General features: G+C 64.0%; 13 protein-coding genes and 2 pseudogenes. 11 read left to right on the top strand and 4 right to left on the bottom strand.

Going from position 1 to position 16144, the window contains the following annotated elements; all coding sequences use genetic code 11:
- Positions 1-408 (top strand): DUF2231 domain-containing protein (locus IL54_RS12145; protein WP_037478521.1); only part of this gene is annotated, 408 nt, incomplete at its 5' end.
- Positions 409-496: 88 nt separating this feature from the next.
- On the opposite strand, the gene IL54_RS12140 is transcribed toward IL54_RS12145, so the two are convergent.
- Together IL54_RS12140 and IL54_RS12135 are read right to left on the bottom strand one after the other, a co-directional pair.
- Positions 497-901: a four-helix bundle copper-binding protein gene (locus IL54_RS12140; RefSeq protein WP_037475984.1), complete on the bottom strand. Its 405-nt coding sequence runs from the start codon at positions 899-901 to the stop codon at positions 497-499.
- A gap of 280 nt (positions 902-1181) precedes the next feature.
- Positions 1182-2165, bottom strand: a complete 984-nt coding sequence (locus tag IL54_RS12135) for an FAD-dependent oxidoreductase (RefSeq protein ID WP_037475983.1) — start codon at positions 2163-2165, stop codon at positions 1182-1184.
- 222 nt (positions 2166-2387) lie between these two features.
- On the opposite strand from IL54_RS12135, the gene copC reads away from it, so the two are divergent.
- From copC to IL54_RS24185, 8 genes and pseudogenes are all read left to right on the top strand, one after another.
- Positions 2388-2756 (top strand): copper homeostasis periplasmic binding protein CopC, encoded by a 369-nt coding sequence (copC, locus tag IL54_RS12130; RefSeq protein WP_037475981.1) that lies wholly within the window; start codon positions 2388-2390, stop codon positions 2754-2756.
- A gap of 4 nt (positions 2757-2760) precedes the next feature.
- Entirely contained in the window at positions 2761-3687 is a 927-nt protein-coding gene (copD, locus tag IL54_RS12125; RefSeq protein ID WP_037475979.1) for a copper homeostasis membrane protein CopD, read from the top strand.
- 64 nt (positions 3688-3751) lie between these two features.
- The gene (locus tag IL54_RS12120) at positions 3752-6439 is read left to right on the top strand and encodes a vitamin K epoxide reductase family protein (RefSeq protein ID WP_037475977.1); all 2688 of its coding nucleotides are present in this window, start codon (positions 3752-3754) and stop codon (positions 6437-6439) included.
- A 169-nt stretch (positions 6440-6608) separates the two neighbouring features.
- Positions 6609-7019 (top strand): annotated as a pseudogene (locus IL54_RS12115) (NAD(P)(+) transhydrogenase (Re/Si-specific) subunit beta); the annotation flags it as partial.
- A 47-nt stretch (positions 7020-7066) separates the two neighbouring features.
- Complete coding sequence (locus IL54_RS12110) at positions 7067-8458, top strand: NAD-dependent succinate-semialdehyde dehydrogenase (protein ID WP_037475975.1); 1392 nt, start codon at positions 7067-7069, stop codon at positions 8456-8458.
- A gap of 15 nt (positions 8459-8473) precedes the next feature.
- The gene (gene adhP, locus IL54_RS12105; RefSeq protein ID WP_037475973.1) at positions 8474-9502 is read left to right on the top strand and encodes an alcohol dehydrogenase AdhP; all 1029 of its coding nucleotides are present in this window, start codon (positions 8474-8476) and stop codon (positions 9500-9502) included.
- Positions 9503-9619: 117 nt separating this feature from the next.
- A complete protein-coding gene (locus tag IL54_RS12100) occupies positions 9620-10276 on the top strand; it encodes an SDR family oxidoreductase (protein ID WP_202594731.1) in 657 nt (218 codons plus the stop codon).
- Positions 10277-10349: 73 nt separating this feature from the next.
- Positions 10350-10730: a hypothetical protein gene (locus IL54_RS24185; RefSeq protein WP_128720090.1), complete on the top strand. Its 381-nt coding sequence runs from the start codon at positions 10350-10352 to the stop codon at positions 10728-10730.
- A gap of 32 nt (positions 10731-10762) precedes the next feature.
- Here IL54_RS24185 and IL54_RS12090 read toward each other — a convergent pair whose 3' ends face one another.
- On the bottom strand, positions 10763-13732 hold the full coding sequence (locus IL54_RS12090) for a Tn3 family transposase (protein WP_037475971.1): 2970 nt from the start codon (positions 13730-13732) through the stop codon (positions 10763-10765).
- A 129-nt stretch (positions 13733-13861) separates the two neighbouring features.
- On the opposite strand from IL54_RS12090, the gene IL54_RS12085 reads away from it, so the two are divergent.
- The gene (locus IL54_RS12085; protein WP_076605505.1) at positions 13862-14494 is read left to right on the top strand and encodes a recombinase family protein; all 633 of its coding nucleotides are present in this window, start codon (positions 13862-13864) and stop codon (positions 14492-14494) included.
- Between the two features lie 63 nt (positions 14495-14557).
- Positions 14558-15376 carry a hypothetical protein gene (locus tag IL54_RS12080; protein WP_037475969.1) on the top strand — a complete coding sequence of 273 codons (819 nt, stop codon included), beginning with the start codon at positions 14558-14560 and terminating at the stop codon, positions 15374-15376.
- 50 nt (positions 15377-15426) lie between these two features.
- Here IL54_RS12080 and IL54_RS12075 read toward each other — a convergent pair.
- Positions 15427-16144, bottom strand: a pseudogene (locus tag IL54_RS12075) (heavy metal-binding domain-containing protein); the annotation flags it as partial.

The following is a 16144-nucleotide window of genomic DNA, read 5'->3' as shown; positions in this document are numbered from 1 at the left end:
CGGCTGCACACCATGGTCATTCATTTTCCCATCGCACTGTTCATCGGTGCGTTCGGGGTGGAGCTGTTCGGGTTGTGGCGCCGCAACCGCGACTATCAGCATGTCGCACATATAATGCTGGTGGTCGGCGCGCTGGGAGCGATCGCGGCGGCGTTTCTGGGTTGGTTCGCGGGCGGGTTCTACCTGACCGATCGCAACCCGATCCTGATGACGCATCGCTGGCTCGGGACCTTGATCGCGGTCTTCGGCGTCGCGCTGGCTTGGATGCCAGCGCGCCACCGTAAGGTTCCCGAGCGGTCGCGGACGTTGTACTGGGTGGTGCTTGGCCTGATGACGCTCGCTATCTCCATCCAGGGATTCCTTGGCGGAACCTTCATGCACGGCGGAATATACCACTTGGCATTCTGAACCGGTCCGGCTGTGCGCATAAAGCGGTCGTTTTCTGAACAGGCACGGCCGAGGGCGCGTCTTCACCGAGGACGCGCCCTTTGACTGATCAGCGGATCGACTGAACTGCTTCGCTGCAGGCCTGCTCGCAGCGATGGCAGTGTTCAGCGCAGATGCGGCAATGCTCGTGCGTGCTCGCATGCTTCTCGCATTCCTCCGCGCACAGCCCGCAGGCGATGGCGCAGGCTTGAAGAGCCGCGACCAGCGCTTGCTCATTGCTGCCGGTGCGGCGGGTGCCGAGAGAACCTGCCGCCAGGCAGATGTCGGCGCAGTCGAGGTTCAGACGAATGCACTGGCGAAGCTGCGCGACCATCTCTTCCGCCAGACAGGCATCAGCGCACGACGTGCAGATCTGAGCACATGAGTAGCACTCCTCAATACAGCGGATCAGTGCGTCGTTCGTGTTTCCCTTCACTTCCGGATGCGTGGCGATCATCTCTTGCATGTGGTGCATGGTTCTCTCCTGTTCAGGTAGCGGTCACCCCCTGTCTAAGTAAGAGGTACGAACCTGAAATGTTCCGGCCTTTGCGTCGGACCGTTCAGCCGCTTTGGCGTATCGATTAACCCCCGGCGCCGGGGGTAGCGCACAGTTTCGACGGCCACGCCGCCTGCGCGCGCGCACCATCGTGGTGCGGGATCATCGAACCGAGAAGGGCCGTGTCGCCGATCGCCGTGTGGTACGAATCAGCGCTCCGGTTTAGGGCTTTCACTCGTTGCACTGCCAATGGCTCACCCTAGGTCGGCGGTAGGCCCTGAGCAGGCCACAGCCCGGCCATGGCGGATGCCAATCCGCTGTCGCGGTCGCGCAACAGGTTATGGATTGCGGTCGCAGCGACCGCTGCTTGTCCGGTCGCGACGCTGATCTGATCGAGCCCTTCCACAACGTCACCAACCGCGTAGAGGCCGGCAACCGAGGTTTGTTGGTGGGCGTCGGTCAGCACGCATCCCGTTGCCGCGAGCTTCGCGCCCAGCGAAGTGGCAAGCCCTGTTCGAGGCGATGAGCCGAGCGCAGGGTAAAGCGTGTCGAATTGTAGCTCCAGGCCATTGGCCAATCGAACCTCGACACAATCGCCAAGACGCAGCTGCTCGACAGGCGAGGGCGCGACATCGACGCCCTGCTGGGTCAGCCTGGCAAATTCGGTCGGTGCGAGGTCGAGCGACCGTTCGGCGAGAAGCGTGACCTTGGCACCATAAGCGCGCAGGAATTCGGCTTCTTCAGCGCCATGGCGGTCGCAGCCGAGCACCGCCACGCTCATCCGCCGAGCCTCATAACCATCGCAAATCGGGCAGTAGCGGAGAAGGCCACGCGCGACGCCGATGTCATGCATCGCATCGGGCATCTCGGGACGTCGATTGACGACACCCGTCGCGAGCACGACGGTCCGCGCGTACAGGACGTTCGGTCCGCAACTTGCCGAGAAGTGATCGCCTGATGCGACGATCGCGTCGATCTCACCGCTCTGGACCGTACCGCCATATTCATGCAGCTGAGCCTGCAGGCGCGCAAGAAACGTGACGCCGGAAATGCCGCCGGGAAATCCTGGGAGGTTGTGCGAGCGCGGGATGGAGGCGGCGCGCCCCGCCGCCGCGTCGTAAACGACGCAGCTCCTGAGAAAGCGGGAAAGATAGATCGCGGTCGTGAGGCCAGCGGGACCGCCGCCCACAATCAGACAGTCGATGACCTCCTCGGGATCGCCAGTCCAGCCTTGATTGGTCAACCGCAACCTCATCATTACCCCGCGCATGCGCCCGGCGGGCCCGCGGCCCTACTCATTCGGACGGTAGGCGCAGGTAGAAAGCGCTTTGTACTCCCTTGTGAATACGTGCCGATGCCGCTTCCCCCTCATCAAGAGGGTGCGGCGGCACGAAAAAAGATCGTGAGGGGTGACCCGTCCTGCTGCGTAATACAGGTGAACTCAACGGAAATGGAGATTACCCGCATGCGTCGCTTGTTCATCACGACTGCTGCCGCCGCCTTGTTCTTCGCAGGCGGCGTGGCAAACGCGCACCCGAAGCTGGTGTCCGCCAGCCCCGCCGCCAACGCGGCGGTCGCGACCCCGGAGAAGATCAGCCTCCAGTTCAGCGAGAAACTCGTGCCTGCTTTCTCCAAGGCCGAACTGATCATGGCCGCGATGCCTGGCATGGCGGCCATGAAGATGCCGAGCAGCGCCGCGGTCGGCTCCGACGGGCGTACGCTCACGATCATCCCGAAGCAGCGTCTCCCGCGTGGGCGTTACAACGTCGACTGGCAGGTCGTTTCCGGCGACACGCACAAAATCACTGGCAGCTACACCTTCACGGTGAAGTGAGCGGATGATTGACTGGCCGACCGTCGCCATCCGCTTGGCGTTATACCTCGTCCTGGCGGTGCTGTTCGGCCTGTCGGCGTTCAGCCTCTATGGCCTTCGGCTCGGCGAGCGCGAGGATGCAATCGCTCTGCGGCCTTGGCTTTCGGGAAGTGCTGTGCTCGGGTTGCTGCTCTCAGCCGCTGGCCTGATCCTCATGGCCTCGTCGATGGCCGGATCTCCATTCTGGCCGGTCGACGAGGCCGCGGTGGCTGCCTTGCTCGGAGGGCCACCGGTTGGCTCCGCCTGGAAGGTGCGCATGGTAGCGCTGGTCATTGCCGGGGGCGCGGTCCTACTGGCGCGAGGCAGAGCATCATGGCTGGCGATGGCCATGATTGCCGCCGCTACGGCGTTGGCGACACTCGCGTGGAACGGGCACGGTGCCATGGACGAGGGAAGCACCGGATGGCTTCACCTGGGCGCGGACATTCTCCATCTCCTCGCAGGCGGTATATGGGTTGGCGCACTGTTCGGATTGCTTCTCCTGATGATGCGCCGCGCCGAGGCGATCGATGCCGCGCACCTTCAGCTTACCCATCGGGCGCTGCACGGCTTCGGGGCGGTGGGCACGCTCGTGGTTGCCATTTTAGTGATCACCGGCTTGATCAACAGCTGGCTGCTCGTGGGCCCAGCCAATTTCACGGCCTTGGGCACGACGCTCTACGGCTTGCTGCTGCTCGCCAAGCTGGTCTTGTTCGCAGCGATGCTGGGACTCGCGTCGCTTAATCGGTTCCGCCTCACGCCGGCCTTCGAACGCTCGATTGCCATGAACGATCATGACGGAGCGCTTATGACGCTGCGGGTCAGCCTGGCGGTCGAGACAACCTGCGTGATTGGTATCTTGGCGCTCGTAGCATGGCTCGGCACCCTCGCACCGCCCGCATCGGGCATGTAGGTGAGGTTAGCTCTGCTGGGTCTGTTGATGTATTCAAAGGTGAACGAACGAGGGTGGCAGAGTCATGACCGACGTCGAACGCAGCGAGCCCGGGAGCGGCAAGGGTGCTCCTGAGATCGTCCTCATCACGGGTGCGAGCGGTTTCATAGCCGCCGCGCTCATTGCCCGGCTCGGCGAACGCTACACGGTCGTCGGACTCGATCGTGCCGGTCCTCCGGACCCGCCGCCTCCTGCGGCCGCGGTCGCCATCGATCTCGGGTCCGACGAGGCGGTCCGCGCCGCGCTCGAGGAGGTGCGCGCACGATACGGCGCCCGCATCGCGTCGGTTATCCACCTAGCCGCTTATTACGACATAACCGGCAAGCCTAACCCGCTCTATGACAAGGTGACAGTCCAGGGCACCCGCCGGCTGATTGACGGGCTGCAATCGTTCGAGGTCGAGCAATTCGTCTTCGCCAGCACGATGCTGGTCCATAAGCCGACCGCCACTCCGGAGGAGCGCATCAGCGAGGAGTCGCCAATCGGTGCGTCCTGGGCGTATCCGCAGTCCAAGGTCGACACCGAGGCATTGCTGCATGAGCGCCACGGGAACATCCCCGTCGTCTTCCTCCGCGCCGCAGGAGTTTACGACGACGACGGGCGCTCGGCGTTTCTCGCGCAGCAGATATCGCAGATCTACGAGCACCGCCTGATCTCGCATTTCTATCCCGGCATGCTGTGCGCGGCACAGTCATCGGTGCACCGCGAGGACTTGGCCGACGCCGTGGTGCGCCTCGTCGATCGGCGGCACGACTTGCCGTCAGAACTGCCGCTGCTCGTCGGCGAACCCGACCCGCCCGGCTATGCCGAGATCCAGGACATCGTCGGGGAGGCGCTCCACGGCGAGGGCTGGAAGACGATCCGCATCCCGCAGCCGCTCGCGAAGGCCGGGATCATCCTGCAGAACGAAGCGCTCGGCAGCGACGACTTTATCCAGCCCTGGATGATCGACAGCAGCAACGACCACTATATCCTCGACATCTCGCGCGCACGGTCGCTGCTCGGGTGGGAACCGAAGCACAGCCTTCGCGACACGCTCCCGGCGATCGTCGCTGCGCTCAAGCGGCATCCGCGGGCCTGGTACCGGAACAACAAGCTCAACGAGAACCTGGTCGCGTGGGATGAAGAGCCAGAGGCCGAGCTTGCGGGGTCTGGCCACCACCAGCCCGCAGCGGCCGCCGGAACGGGCGGCATAGATCACGGCGGGATGGATCACAGCAAAATGGACCACGCGGCGATGGGGCACGGGTCCGGCGCCGCGGTCGCGGCCATGTCGGACCACGGCGGGCACGGCGATCACATGGCCTTGATGGACCGCGATGAGCGCCGCGCACGCTGGGCGCTTTACGCCAACATCGGTCTCGGTCTGTGGCTCGCCTCCAGCCCGCTCATCTATGATTCCATGACCACGCAGAGCGTCGGCGAAGCCGCGCGTTTCGTAACCGTCGATCGCGGGCTGCCTTCGATCGAATGGCGGGCCAGCGCACTGGCTATCAGCGATGTCGTCAGCGGGCTCGCCATCGCGCTGTTCGGCGCGCTGTCGCTCGCCCCGCGCACCAAGACATGGGCGCAGTGGGCTGTCGCGTTCATCGGCATCTGGCTGTTCTTCGCGCCGCTGATCTTCTGGAGCCCGAGCGCCGCGCAGTACAACAACAACCTGCTCATCGGCTCGGCCGTGATCGCCCTGTCGGTGCTCGTGCCAATGATGCCGGGCATGAGCATGGCGGGCATGATGGACCCCAAGAACATCCCGCCTGGCTGGACCTATTCGCCATCGACGGACGCGCAGCGGCTGCCGATCGTCGCCATGGCGCTGATTGGGCTTCTGACCTCGCGTATCCTGACGGCCTACCAGTTAGGCCACATCGATACTGTGTGGGAGCCGTTCTTTGCTGGATCGCTGGCCGACCCGCGTAATGGGACCGAGGAGATCATTACATCCGACATGTCGAAGGCTTGGCCGATCCCCGACGGCGGTCTTGGTACAGTCAGCTACGTGCTCGAAATTCTTATGGCGGTGATGGGCACCCGCGACCGCTGGCGGACCATGCCGTGGATGGTGACCTTCTTCGGCATTCTCGTCATTCCGCTCGGCGTCGTCAGCATCTATTTCATCATCAGCCAGCCGATCGTCATCGGCACGTGGAGCACGCTGGCGCTGATCGCCGCGCTCGCCATGCTGATCATGATCCCGTTCGCATTGGACGAGGTCATTGCCATGGGCCAGTTCCTCGCCTGGGCGAAGCGCCGCGGCAAGCCGCTGATCCGCACCTTCTTCCAGGGCGACGCGGTCGAGGCGGGGGCCGAGGACGCATCCGACGTGATGGCCTCGCCTTCTACCTTCTGGGCGGATGCGAAGCGCGGGCTGACGCTGCCGTGGACGCTGGCGGCCAGTATCGTGCTCGGCGCCTTCCTGATGCTGACGCGGGTGATCCTGGGGAACGAAGGCGAGATGGCGAACAGCGACCATGTCGTCGGCGCCCTCGTGATCACAGTCGCGATCATTGCCACCGCAGAGGTGGCCCGCGCTCTCCGCTTCATCAATGTCGCGTTCGGGGCATGGCTCGTCGCTGCCCCGTTCCTGCTGACAGGGGCCGGCCCCCTTGGGGCGATCGTGTCGGTGGTCGTGGGAATCGCGCTCATCGGGCTCAGCCTGCCGCGCGGCAAGCGCAGCCCCGAACATTATGCGAGCTGGGACAAATACGTAATTTGAGGCCTTACTCGCCTCCAGAGAGGAGGGGCACAGCATGGCGCAGTCCAGGTACCGAGTTCTATCCGGGGGTCATTCAGGCGGTTATATGGCCGTCGATTATGGCGGTGCGGTTGCCGATGGCCGGGTCAAGAGCGGCCGAGTATGCCGAGATGAACGAGTTCGCGTGAAGCTGCTCCAGGCCGCAGGCGTCGGCGTGAAGTTCGCGATCCATCCGGTTGCGGGGCGCATGCCCGGTCACATGAACGTGCTGCTCGCCGAAGCCGGCGTGCCCTATGACATCATCTTCGATATGGAAGATATCAACGCCGAGTTTGCCAACACCGATGTCGCGCTGGTCATCGGGGCCAACGATGTCGTCAACCCGGCGGCACGCACCGACAAATCCTCGCCGATCTACGGCATGCCCATCCTCGATGCCGACCAGGCCCACCAGGTCTATGTCGTCAAGCGCGGTCAGGGCAAAGGTTATTCCGGCGTCGAGAACCTGCTCTTCTTCAACGAGAATTGCAGCATGGTCTATGGGGATGCCCAGGCGGTGCTGACGCAGATGGTGCAGGCCGTGAAGGATCTCGGCGCGTGACCGTACCCCTTACCCCCGAAATCTGATTCACCACAGGAGAATGGACAATGACCTACGCGACCATCAATCCCTATACCGGAGACACTGTTGCGACCTTTCCCGACGCAACGGACGAGGAGGTGAAGACCGCGCTGGACAAAGCAGACGCGGCTTTCCTCAGTTGGCGCGAAACCTCCTTCGCCGAGCGCGGCCGTATCCTGCAGAATGCCGCAGACATCCTGCGCCGGGACAGCGATGCTTTTGCCCGCCTGCTGACGCTGGAAATGGGTAAGCTGGTCGCCGAAGCGAAGGCCGAGGTGGAACTCTCCGCCAAGATCTTCGAATATTATGTTCGGCATGCGGAAGACCTGCTGAAGCCGGAGAAGCTGCCGGTGCTCGATCCCGCCGAAGGCGAGGCGATGCTGGTGCACGAGCCGCTCGGCGTCCTCCTGGCGATCGAGCCATGGAATTTCCCTTATTATCAGATTGCCCGCATTCTCGCGCCGCAACTCTCGGCCGGCAACACGCTGATCCTCAAGCACGCCTCGAACGTTCCGCAGAGCGCCGCGGCGTTCGAGAGACTGATGAACGAAGCGGGTCTGCCGGAAGGCGCGTTCCAGAATCTCTATGCAACGCGCGATCAGATCAACCTCATCATCAACGATCCGCGCGTTCATGGCGTGGCGTTGACTGGCTCGGAAGCTGCCGGCGCGGTGGTTGCATCCGAGGCCGGCAAGGCGCTCAAGAAGTCGACCATGGAACTGGGCGGCGCCGACGCCTTTGTCGTGCTCGCCGATGCCGACATGGACAAGACGATCGACTGGGCCGTCTTCGGCCGGCACTGGAACGGTGGCCAGGTCTGTGTTTCGTCCAAGCGCATGATCGTCGTCGATGAAGTCTACGACACCTTCCTCGACGGTTATCGCAAGGGCGTAGCCAAGCTCGTCATGGGCGACCCCTCCGACCCCGGCACCACTCTCGCGCCGCTCTCCTCGCAAAAGGCGGCCGACGACATCAAGGAACAGATCCGCAAGGCCGTCGAACTGGGCGCCAAGGCTGAGGAAGTCGGTCCTACAGTGCCGAACAAGGGGGCTTTCGTGCAGCCAACTTTTCTGACCGACCTCGATGAGGGCAATCCGGCCCGTTATTGGGAATTCTTCGGTCCGGTATCGATGCTGTTCCGTGCGAAGGATGAGGACGATGCCGTGCGCATCGCCAACGACTCGCCCTTTGGCCTGGGCGGCTCCGTCTTCACCTCCGATCCTGTCCACGGCGCCGAAGTGGCGAAGCGGATTTCCACCGGCATGGTCTTCGTCAATCACCCGACTAAGGTGGAGGCCGACCTGCCGTTCGGCGGCATCCGTCGCTCGGGCTATGGCCGCGAACTGCTGGGCCTCGGCCTCAAGGAGTTCGTCAATCACAAGCTGATCGATGTCGTCGATATCGACGCGCATTTCTGAGAGAGGAACATCGCCATGGAAAGCACGATGAAAGCCGCGGTCGTCCGTGAATTCGGAAAGCCATTGGTCATGGAGGAAGTCGCGGTGCCCCGACCTGGCGCCGGCCAGATCCTCGTCAAGATCGCAGCCACCGGTGTGTGCCACACCGACCTGCATGCCGCTGAGGGCGATTGGCCGGTCAAGCCCAATCCACCCTTCATTCCTGGTCACGAGGGCGTCGGACATGTGGTCGCGGTTGGCGCAGGTGTGAAGCATGTCAAGGAGGGCGACCGGGTGGGCGTGCCATGGCTATATGATGCCTGCGGCCATTGCACGCACTGCCTGGGCGGCTGGGAAACGCTGTGCGAGGAGCAGCACAATACCGGGTATTCGGTGAACGGCAGCTTTGCCGAATATGTTCTCGCCGATCCCAATTATGTGGGGCATCTGCCCGGCAACGTTTCGTTCGTCGATATTGCGCCGATCCTGTGCGCCGGCGTCACCGTCTACAAGGGCCTCAAGGTAACCGACACCAAACCGGGCGACTGGGTGGTGATCTCCGGCATCGGAGGTCTCGGCCATCTCGCCGTGCAATATGCCAAGGCGATGGGCCTCAACGTCGTCGCCGTCGATGTCGATGACAGGAAGCTCGACCTCGCCCGGTCGCTGGGGGCCACGTTGGCAGTCAACGCCCGTTCGGAAGACCCGATCGCTTTCGTGAAGAAGCAGATCGGAGGCGCGAATGGGGTGTTGGTCACCGCCGTGTCGCCCAAGGCCTTCGAACAGGCGATGGGTATGGTGGGACGCGGCGGCACGGTCGCGCTCAACGGCCTGCCGCCCGGTGACTTCCCGCTGCCGATCTTCGACACGGTGCTGAACGGCGTGACCGTGCGGGGATCGATCGTGGGGACGCGGCTCGATTTACAGGAAGCCTTGGACTTCGCCGGTGACGGCAAGGTGAAGGCCACGATCTCAACCGACAAACTCGAGAACATCAACGACATCTTCTCCCGGATGCACAAGGGCGACATCCAGGGCCGCGTCGTCATCGATTTCGAGCAATAACGAGCCGCTTTTCGATCGGGCGTGTCTTCGTCGATCAGCCGGTCACCGCCGGGGCCGGAGGTCAATTGCCTTTCTGAACGCGTCTCCTCTCACCCTTAGGAGGGAGGAGACGCGCCGGTGGAGGAGAGGCGCCATCCTGAACAGACGAAGGAAGATTATCATGACTACTGGCAAGAAGGTCGCAATCGTCACAGGTGCCGGCCAGGGCATAGGCTTGGCCGGCTCGATGTCATCGTGAACAACGCAGGCCTCGGACCGACCACACCGATCGAGGAGATCACGCCCGAAATCTACCACAAGGTGTTCGACGTCAATGTCGGCGGCACCTATTGGGGCATCCAGGCGGCGCTCAAGCATTTCAAGGCACGTAAGCCCGAGAAGGCCGGCGATATCGTCGGCAAGATCATCAATGCTTCGTCACAGGCGGGACAGGTTGGCAATCCCGATCTGGCGGTTTACGGCGCGACCAAGTTCGCGATCCGCGGCATCACCCAGACAGCAGCCAAGGATCTCGCACCCCTTGGCATCACCAGCAATGCCTATTGTCCCGGTATCGTGCGCACGCCCATGATGGAGGGCATTGCTCAGAAGGTCGCTGATGAAAATGGCCAGACCCTTGAATGGGGCCTGCAGCAATGGGCGAAGAACGTAACGCTCGGGCGCATCTCTGAGCCGGAAGACGTGGCAGCCTGCGTATCCTTCCTTGCTGGCCCGGACTCGGATTACATGACAGGGCAAGCCCTGATTATCGACGGCGGCATGGTCTTTAACTGAGGCAGAGGTTCGAAGACGATCCTGTTTCGGCAGGCTCGTCTTGGTGCAGCTGTCAGATGCTGGGAGGCATGCGATGCATGCAATGGTCCTGAATGCGGTCGGTCAGCCGCTCGTGTGGACCGAACTTCCGGATAGAAGGCGTCACCTCAAGGTTTGTGCGCCAGACAACTACAAGGGTTCCTGGGGCGCGCCTTCATGCATGGCGGCCTCAACCATCTGGCATTTTGAAGGGGGAAACATGATTTTGGCGTTTAGGGTGGCAATGGCCACAGCACTGGCGATGCCGATCGCGGTCGCCGCCCAGCCTGCATCGCGCTTCGCGGATACGAAGGCCGTGGAGGCAGTACTGTCGCAGTACAAGGCGGCGATTGAAAAGCTCGATGCGAAAGGAACAGAGCGACTCTTCGCGGCCGACTCCCAGATATTCGAAACGGGTGGCTCGGAGGGAACCTAGGGGGCCGGTGAGAGGATGGTCGAAAACGTACGCTAAGCGTCCCGGCCTTGCTGGTGGAGCCGGAGCGGCCTGAACCGTTCACGGGGTTTGTCGATCTCGCCCCAAAGATAGTCGCCGGTCAGGCCGACATGCTCCCAGCCCAGCGGGGCGACGTGGGCGAGCAGTTCGTCGGGCACGTCGACGCCGCTGCCGCGCAGATGACGGACGGCGCGGTCGAGATAGACGGTATTCCAGAGCGTCACGGCCGCGGTGGCGAGGGTCAGGCCGGATGCACGATGGCGCTGGTTCTCGAAGGTGCGGTCGCGCAGTTCGCCGAGCCGGTTGAAGAAGATGGCGCGGGCGAGCGCGTTGCGGGCCTCGCCCTTGTTGAGGATGCTGCCGGTGCGGCGCCGCTGGTCGGGATCGTCGAACCAGTCGAGCATGAACAGTGTGCGCTCGATCCGTCCAATCTCGCGCAGGGCGCGGGCGACCGGGTTCTGACGCGGGAAACCCGCCAGCTTGCGCAGCATGACCGAGGCGCTGACGGTGCCGGCACGGATCGAGGCGGCAAGGCGCAGGGTTTCGTCCCAGTTCTCCTCGATCGCGCGGAGGTTGACCGGCCCGGCGACGAGCGGGCGCAGCGTCGGCCACGGGTCGAGCGGCGACAGGCCATACAGCCGGCGCTCGTTGAGGTCGCGGATGCGCGGTGCGAAGCGGAAGCCGAGCAGGTGGCACAAACCGAAGACGTGATCGACCGCGCCGGCGGTATCCGTCGCATGTTCGCGGATCACCAGTTCGCTCTCATGGTCGAGCAGGCCGTCGAGGACATGCGCGGCTTCGCCGGCATTGGCGGCGATGACCTTGGTATGGAACGGCGTAAAGCGGTCGGTGACGTGGGTGTAGAACAGCACGCCGGGTTCGGTGCCGTAGCGGGCGTTGCGATCGGCGAGGGCCTCGCCCTGACCACCGGCGCGGAAGAACTGGCCGTCCGACGACGATGTGTCGCCCGGTCCCCAAACCGCCGCGAGGGGATGCGCGGTGTGGCAATCGACGATCGCCGCCAGCGCCGACAGGTAGGTTTCGTCGCGCACATGCCATTCCGCCGTCCAGCGCAGGCGAGGCAACGTCAGCCCGCGCGAACTTTCGGCCATGCGGCCCAGGCCGAGATTGGTCGCATCGGCGAGGATCGCACCCATCAGCGCGGATTGGTCGGAGGCGGAGGCGCCGCTGCGCGCATGGACGAAGCGGTCGGCGAAACCCGACCATGCGGCGACCTCGACCAGCAGGTCGGTGATGCGGACGCGCGGCAGCATCGCGTAGAGCCGGGCCTTCAGTGCATCGGCATCGTCGGAGGGAGAGCGCCGGATCGGCGAGATCAGCAACTGCCCGCGCTCGATTGTCACGTCGACCAGCTCGCCCGCCGCGGCTGCGCGTTCCACCTCCGTCATGCGCCGGACCAGTAGGGTGCGGCGCTCCTCATACCATTCGGGGAAGTCGGTCGGCACGGCCAGGCGCAGATCGCCGGTCGCGCGCATCGCCTCAAAAGTGGGCACGGGCAGCTGATAGTCGTCGAGCGTGCGATAGGCGCGGCTGCCGTCCACCCAGATGCTGCCCGACCCGAGCCGCTCGCGCAGATGGACGATCACCGCGATCTCGTAAGCGCGCCGGTCGATCGTCCCTTCCGCAGGCTGCACGACCTTGCGCCAGCGCGGCTTGATGAAGCTGGTTGGCACCCGCTTCGGCAGGGCCGATCGACCGTCGCGGTACATCGTGCGCAACACCTCGATCGCGCCGAGCAGCGGATCGCCCGACCGCGCGGTGCGGAAAGTGAAAGCGGCAAGAAACGTCGGGGCGAACCGCCGGACGGCGGTATAGCGTTCGACCACTTCCTCCAGCCCGTCGTCGGCCGAGCGCGTCAGGTCCTCGGCGAAGCGGATGCTGCGTTCGAGTTGCTCCCAGCCAACCTTGGCGTCGATCGTGCGGAAGGCATCGCGCCCACTCGCGCGAGCATCGACCAGAAGGCGACCGAGCCGGGCATGGAAGCGTGCGGTGTCCTTCAGCATCCGTGCCTGGCCGAGCAACCGATCGGAGCGGTTGCGGTCGGCGCGGCGGAACAGCGCGCCCACCATCTTCTCGACCATGACCAGTGCGGCATCAGTCAATCCCGCCTCCATCTCGATCATCGAGGCGATGAGCATGGCGAGCCGGCGCAGGCGTTCGAGACGTCGCAGGTGCTGGGCGGTGACGATACCGGCGGTCCGTGCGATGACGGCATAGCGGGCGGCATGTATACGTCGCGCCCTATCCGCTGCGATCCCGATGCCGCGCACAGCGTCAAGCCGTTCGATAATCCCTTTCAGGTTGGCGGCCGAAGGGGCTTCGGGCCATTCGCGTATCCACCCGAGCCGGGTGCGGCCGTGGTCGTCGGTTGCGATCAGATGTTCGAGCGCGGCTTCCTGCTCGGCCGAACAGTCGCGGATCAGGTTAGCATGAGCGGCCTTGCGCGCCCGTGTCCGCACGATAAGCGCGAGCCGTTCCAGCGTCGATGGTGCCGGCAGCACGATCCGGTCTGCGCGCAGGCGATCGACCATGCCGGCGACAATCGTCTCGCCCCGGTCGGTCGAGGCGGCGATCTCCGATCCCAGCGCCAGCATCGCTCGCACGTCCACTCGCGCAAAGGCACGCAGACCGAGCAGGGCTTCGATTTCGGCACGGTGTTCGCGCAGCGTCGTGGAGCGCATGGCATAGCCGGTGAAGTCGTCGGCCGCGCACCCGATCTGCTCGGCGAGCAGCTTGAGTATGGCGTCGGGCACCGCCTCACCCATCAGCAGCCCGCGGCCGGGATGACGCAGGTAGCAAAGCTGCACCGCGTAGCCGATCCGGTTGGCCCCGCGCCGACGTCGCGCCACCTGCGCCAGATCATCGGGACCGAGCGTGTAGAGCCGTTCAATCGTCGCGCGATCAGCGGGCGGATCGAAGATGGCAGTGCGCTGCGCGGGCGACAGAATGGTCTTGGTCGGCATCGGTGTCCTGTTCGTCACGAAACAGGAAAGCGGACCTGTTCATGGAGCATAGACCAGAAGACGGGTTATGTGACAGGATGAGGATTGTTGGAGGAGCGCTCCCGCTCTGTCACACGAACGGACGTATATGTGACGACGCAGATCGGCTATGCACGGGTGTCGAAGGCGGACGGCAGCCAGGTCCACGACCTCCAGCGCGACGCGCTGGTCGCGGTAGGCGTCGATCCCGATCACATCTATGAGGACGCCGCATCGGGACGGCGCGATACGCGCCCCGGCCTCGACGCCTGCCTCAAGGCGCTACGTCGCGGCGACACGCTGGTTGTGTGGAAGCTCGATCGGTTGGGGCGTGACCTGCGCCACCTTGTCAATCTGGTCGGCGAGCTGACGAAGCGGCAGATCGGCCTCAAGGTGCTGGCGGGCGAAGGCGCGTCGATCGACACCACTACCGCCAACGGTCGATTGATCTTCGCGATCTTCGCCGGCCTCGCCGAGTTCGAGCGAGAACTGATCGTCGAGCGTACCCGCGCCGGCCTTGCCTCCGCCCGTGCGCGGGGACGGCACGGCGGACGGCCGTTCAAGATGACGCCCGCCAAGCTGCGCCTTGCCCAGGCTGCGATGGGCAAGCCCGAAACCAAGGTCGCCGAGCTGTGCGCCGAACTCGGCGTTACCCGGCAGACCCTCTACCGACACGTCACCCCCAAGGGCGAGATCAGACCCGATGGCGAGAAGCTGCTGCAACGCAAGGGGCGAACGGGATGAATAATCATAGCATTATGCATCGGATCGCTTTGCTCTGCTGCCTCATCGCATCTGCTGGCTGCAATGGTTCGTCAAAAAACGGGCGACGAAACGGCACAGGCCGGTTCCACCGATCATGCCGAACATCCAAGCGTAATGGGATTGGTGTTCAATTTGAGGCCGGGCGAAGTGGAAACCTACGTCTCCGATTTTCCACGTTTCCTCAGGGTCAGGCCGAACGAGAACTATGATCTGCTGCTGGATGAGAGCATCCTGATCGATCCTTCCAGCATGTCGGTAGCCGTGCCGCGCGGGCGCGGCACGGCGCGCAAGCTCGGCGAGAGTACCGTCTTATGTTCACCGGAATCGACACCCGGACCTGACCGGCTTTTCTATCAATGTGCGACCAAGTTGCCGTTCAGGGGTCGTCAAGTCATTCTGGTGTGGCGCGATCGGCCCCGATTGGCGACCGAGGTGAAGACTGCGGCGGAGGCTGCCAGCACTTTTCTTGCCGCTCGCTTGATCGAGGAACGGCCCGGCGAAGCCAGCTTGAACGGCGTCAAAATGAGGGGCTACAAAGCGTCCGCCGAACCCGATCGCGACCCTCCGCTGCCGGGAACCTGGTCTCCATCGCGCCTTGCGTGTCCGGCTGATCCGTGGACGTTCATCGGCTATGACCCTGTGCGTCTGGAAAGAGCCGGAGAAAGCTGCACGGCCAAGGCGGTGGCAAGCGGCATTGATGGTGCGCTGAACTATCGCGCTACCTGCAAAGACAAGACCGGCGAACACGGCGAACTCTGGTCGCTTCGCCAGCGCGGTCCGATCCTCACAATGCAGCGTTCGCGATCGACAAGTTGGGGAGGCGGTCCCGTTTCAAGCCATAGGCTCGAACGATGCGGATGATCTACGCGACACGCTTAGCGTACGTTTTCGACCATCCTCTCACCGGTCCCGTAATAGACCGCGACCGCGCCATCAGCGTCACGGAAAGCCTGCGGGAAGAGCTGCGGCGCGAATGTCGCGACGATGCTGTATCCCCAGGCGACGCCGGTCCCCATCGCGATCAGCGTGAACATGTTGAGGCTGCGGTTGACGATCGACGCCCAGCCACGCGCGAAGAACGGCCATCCGGCCCACAGCACCACCGGCGTCGCCAGGGCGAACTGGATCCAGATCGAGATGTGCATCGGCACCAGATGGTGCAGCGCCGGGATCAGGTGGCCGCCCATCTCCAGCAGGAACACGGGCAAGGCGAGCGCGAGGCCGATCCAGAAGCGCCGGGTCATATCGGCAAGTTCGGGACTGGGTCCGGCATCCGCCGCCGCGATCAGCGGCTCCAGCGCCATGCCGCAGATCGGACAACTGCCCGGCGCGTCCCGGCGGATTTCCGGATGCATCGGGCAGGTCCAGATCGTGCCCTCCGTTACGGCTGCCGTTAACGCCGCAACGGGGTGATGCTCATGGCGATCAAGTCTATGGGTGTGGCTAGGGTGGGAATGATCGCCATGGGTAGCAGCACCCTCATGGTGCGGCTCGGCATGCGCTACCCGTGCTGCATAATGCACGGGGTCGGCGTCGAACTTCGCCTTACAGCCGGCCGAGCAGAAGGCGTAACGCTCGCCTTCATACTCAGCCTTGTGAGCGGTCCTGGCGGGATCGACCACCATGCCA

Source organism: Sphingobium sp. ba1, assembly GCF_000743655.1.
Taxonomy (GTDB): Bacteria; Pseudomonadota; Alphaproteobacteria; order Sphingomonadales; family Sphingomonadaceae; genus Sphingobium.
This window is presented reverse-complemented; position numbering and strand designations above follow the sequence as displayed.

Coding starts and splice junctions, on each gene's coding strand:
- IL54_RS12140 (WP_037475984.1), bottom strand. CDS start 901: ATGCACCACATGCAAGAGATGATCGCCACGCATCCGGAAGTGAAGGGA.
- copC (WP_037475981.1), top strand. CDS start 2,388: ATGCGTCGCTTGTTCATCACGACTGCTGCCGCCGCCTTGTTCTTCGCA.
- copD (WP_037475979.1), top strand. CDS start 2,761: ATGATTGACTGGCCGACCGTCGCCATCCGCTTGGCGTTATACCTCGTC.
- IL54_RS12120 (WP_037475977.1), top strand. CDS start 3,752: ATGACCGACGTCGAACGCAGCGAGCCCGGGAGCGGCAAGGGTGCTCCT.
- IL54_RS12110 (WP_037475975.1), top strand. CDS start 7,067: ATGACCTACGCGACCATCAATCCCTATACCGGAGACACTGTTGCGACC.
- adhP (WP_037475973.1), top strand. CDS start 8,474: ATGGAAAGCACGATGAAAGCCGCGGTCGTCCGTGAATTCGGAAAGCCA.
- IL54_RS24185 (WP_128720090.1), top strand. CDS start 10,350: ATGCATGCAATGGTCCTGAATGCGGTCGGTCAGCCGCTCGTGTGGACC.
- IL54_RS12090 (WP_037475971.1), bottom strand. CDS start 13,732: ATGCCGACCAAGACCATTCTGTCGCCCGCGCAGCGCACTGCCATCTTC.
- IL54_RS12080 (WP_037475969.1), top strand. CDS start 14,558: ATGGTTCGTCAAAAAACGGGCGACGAAACGGCACAGGCCGGTTCCACC.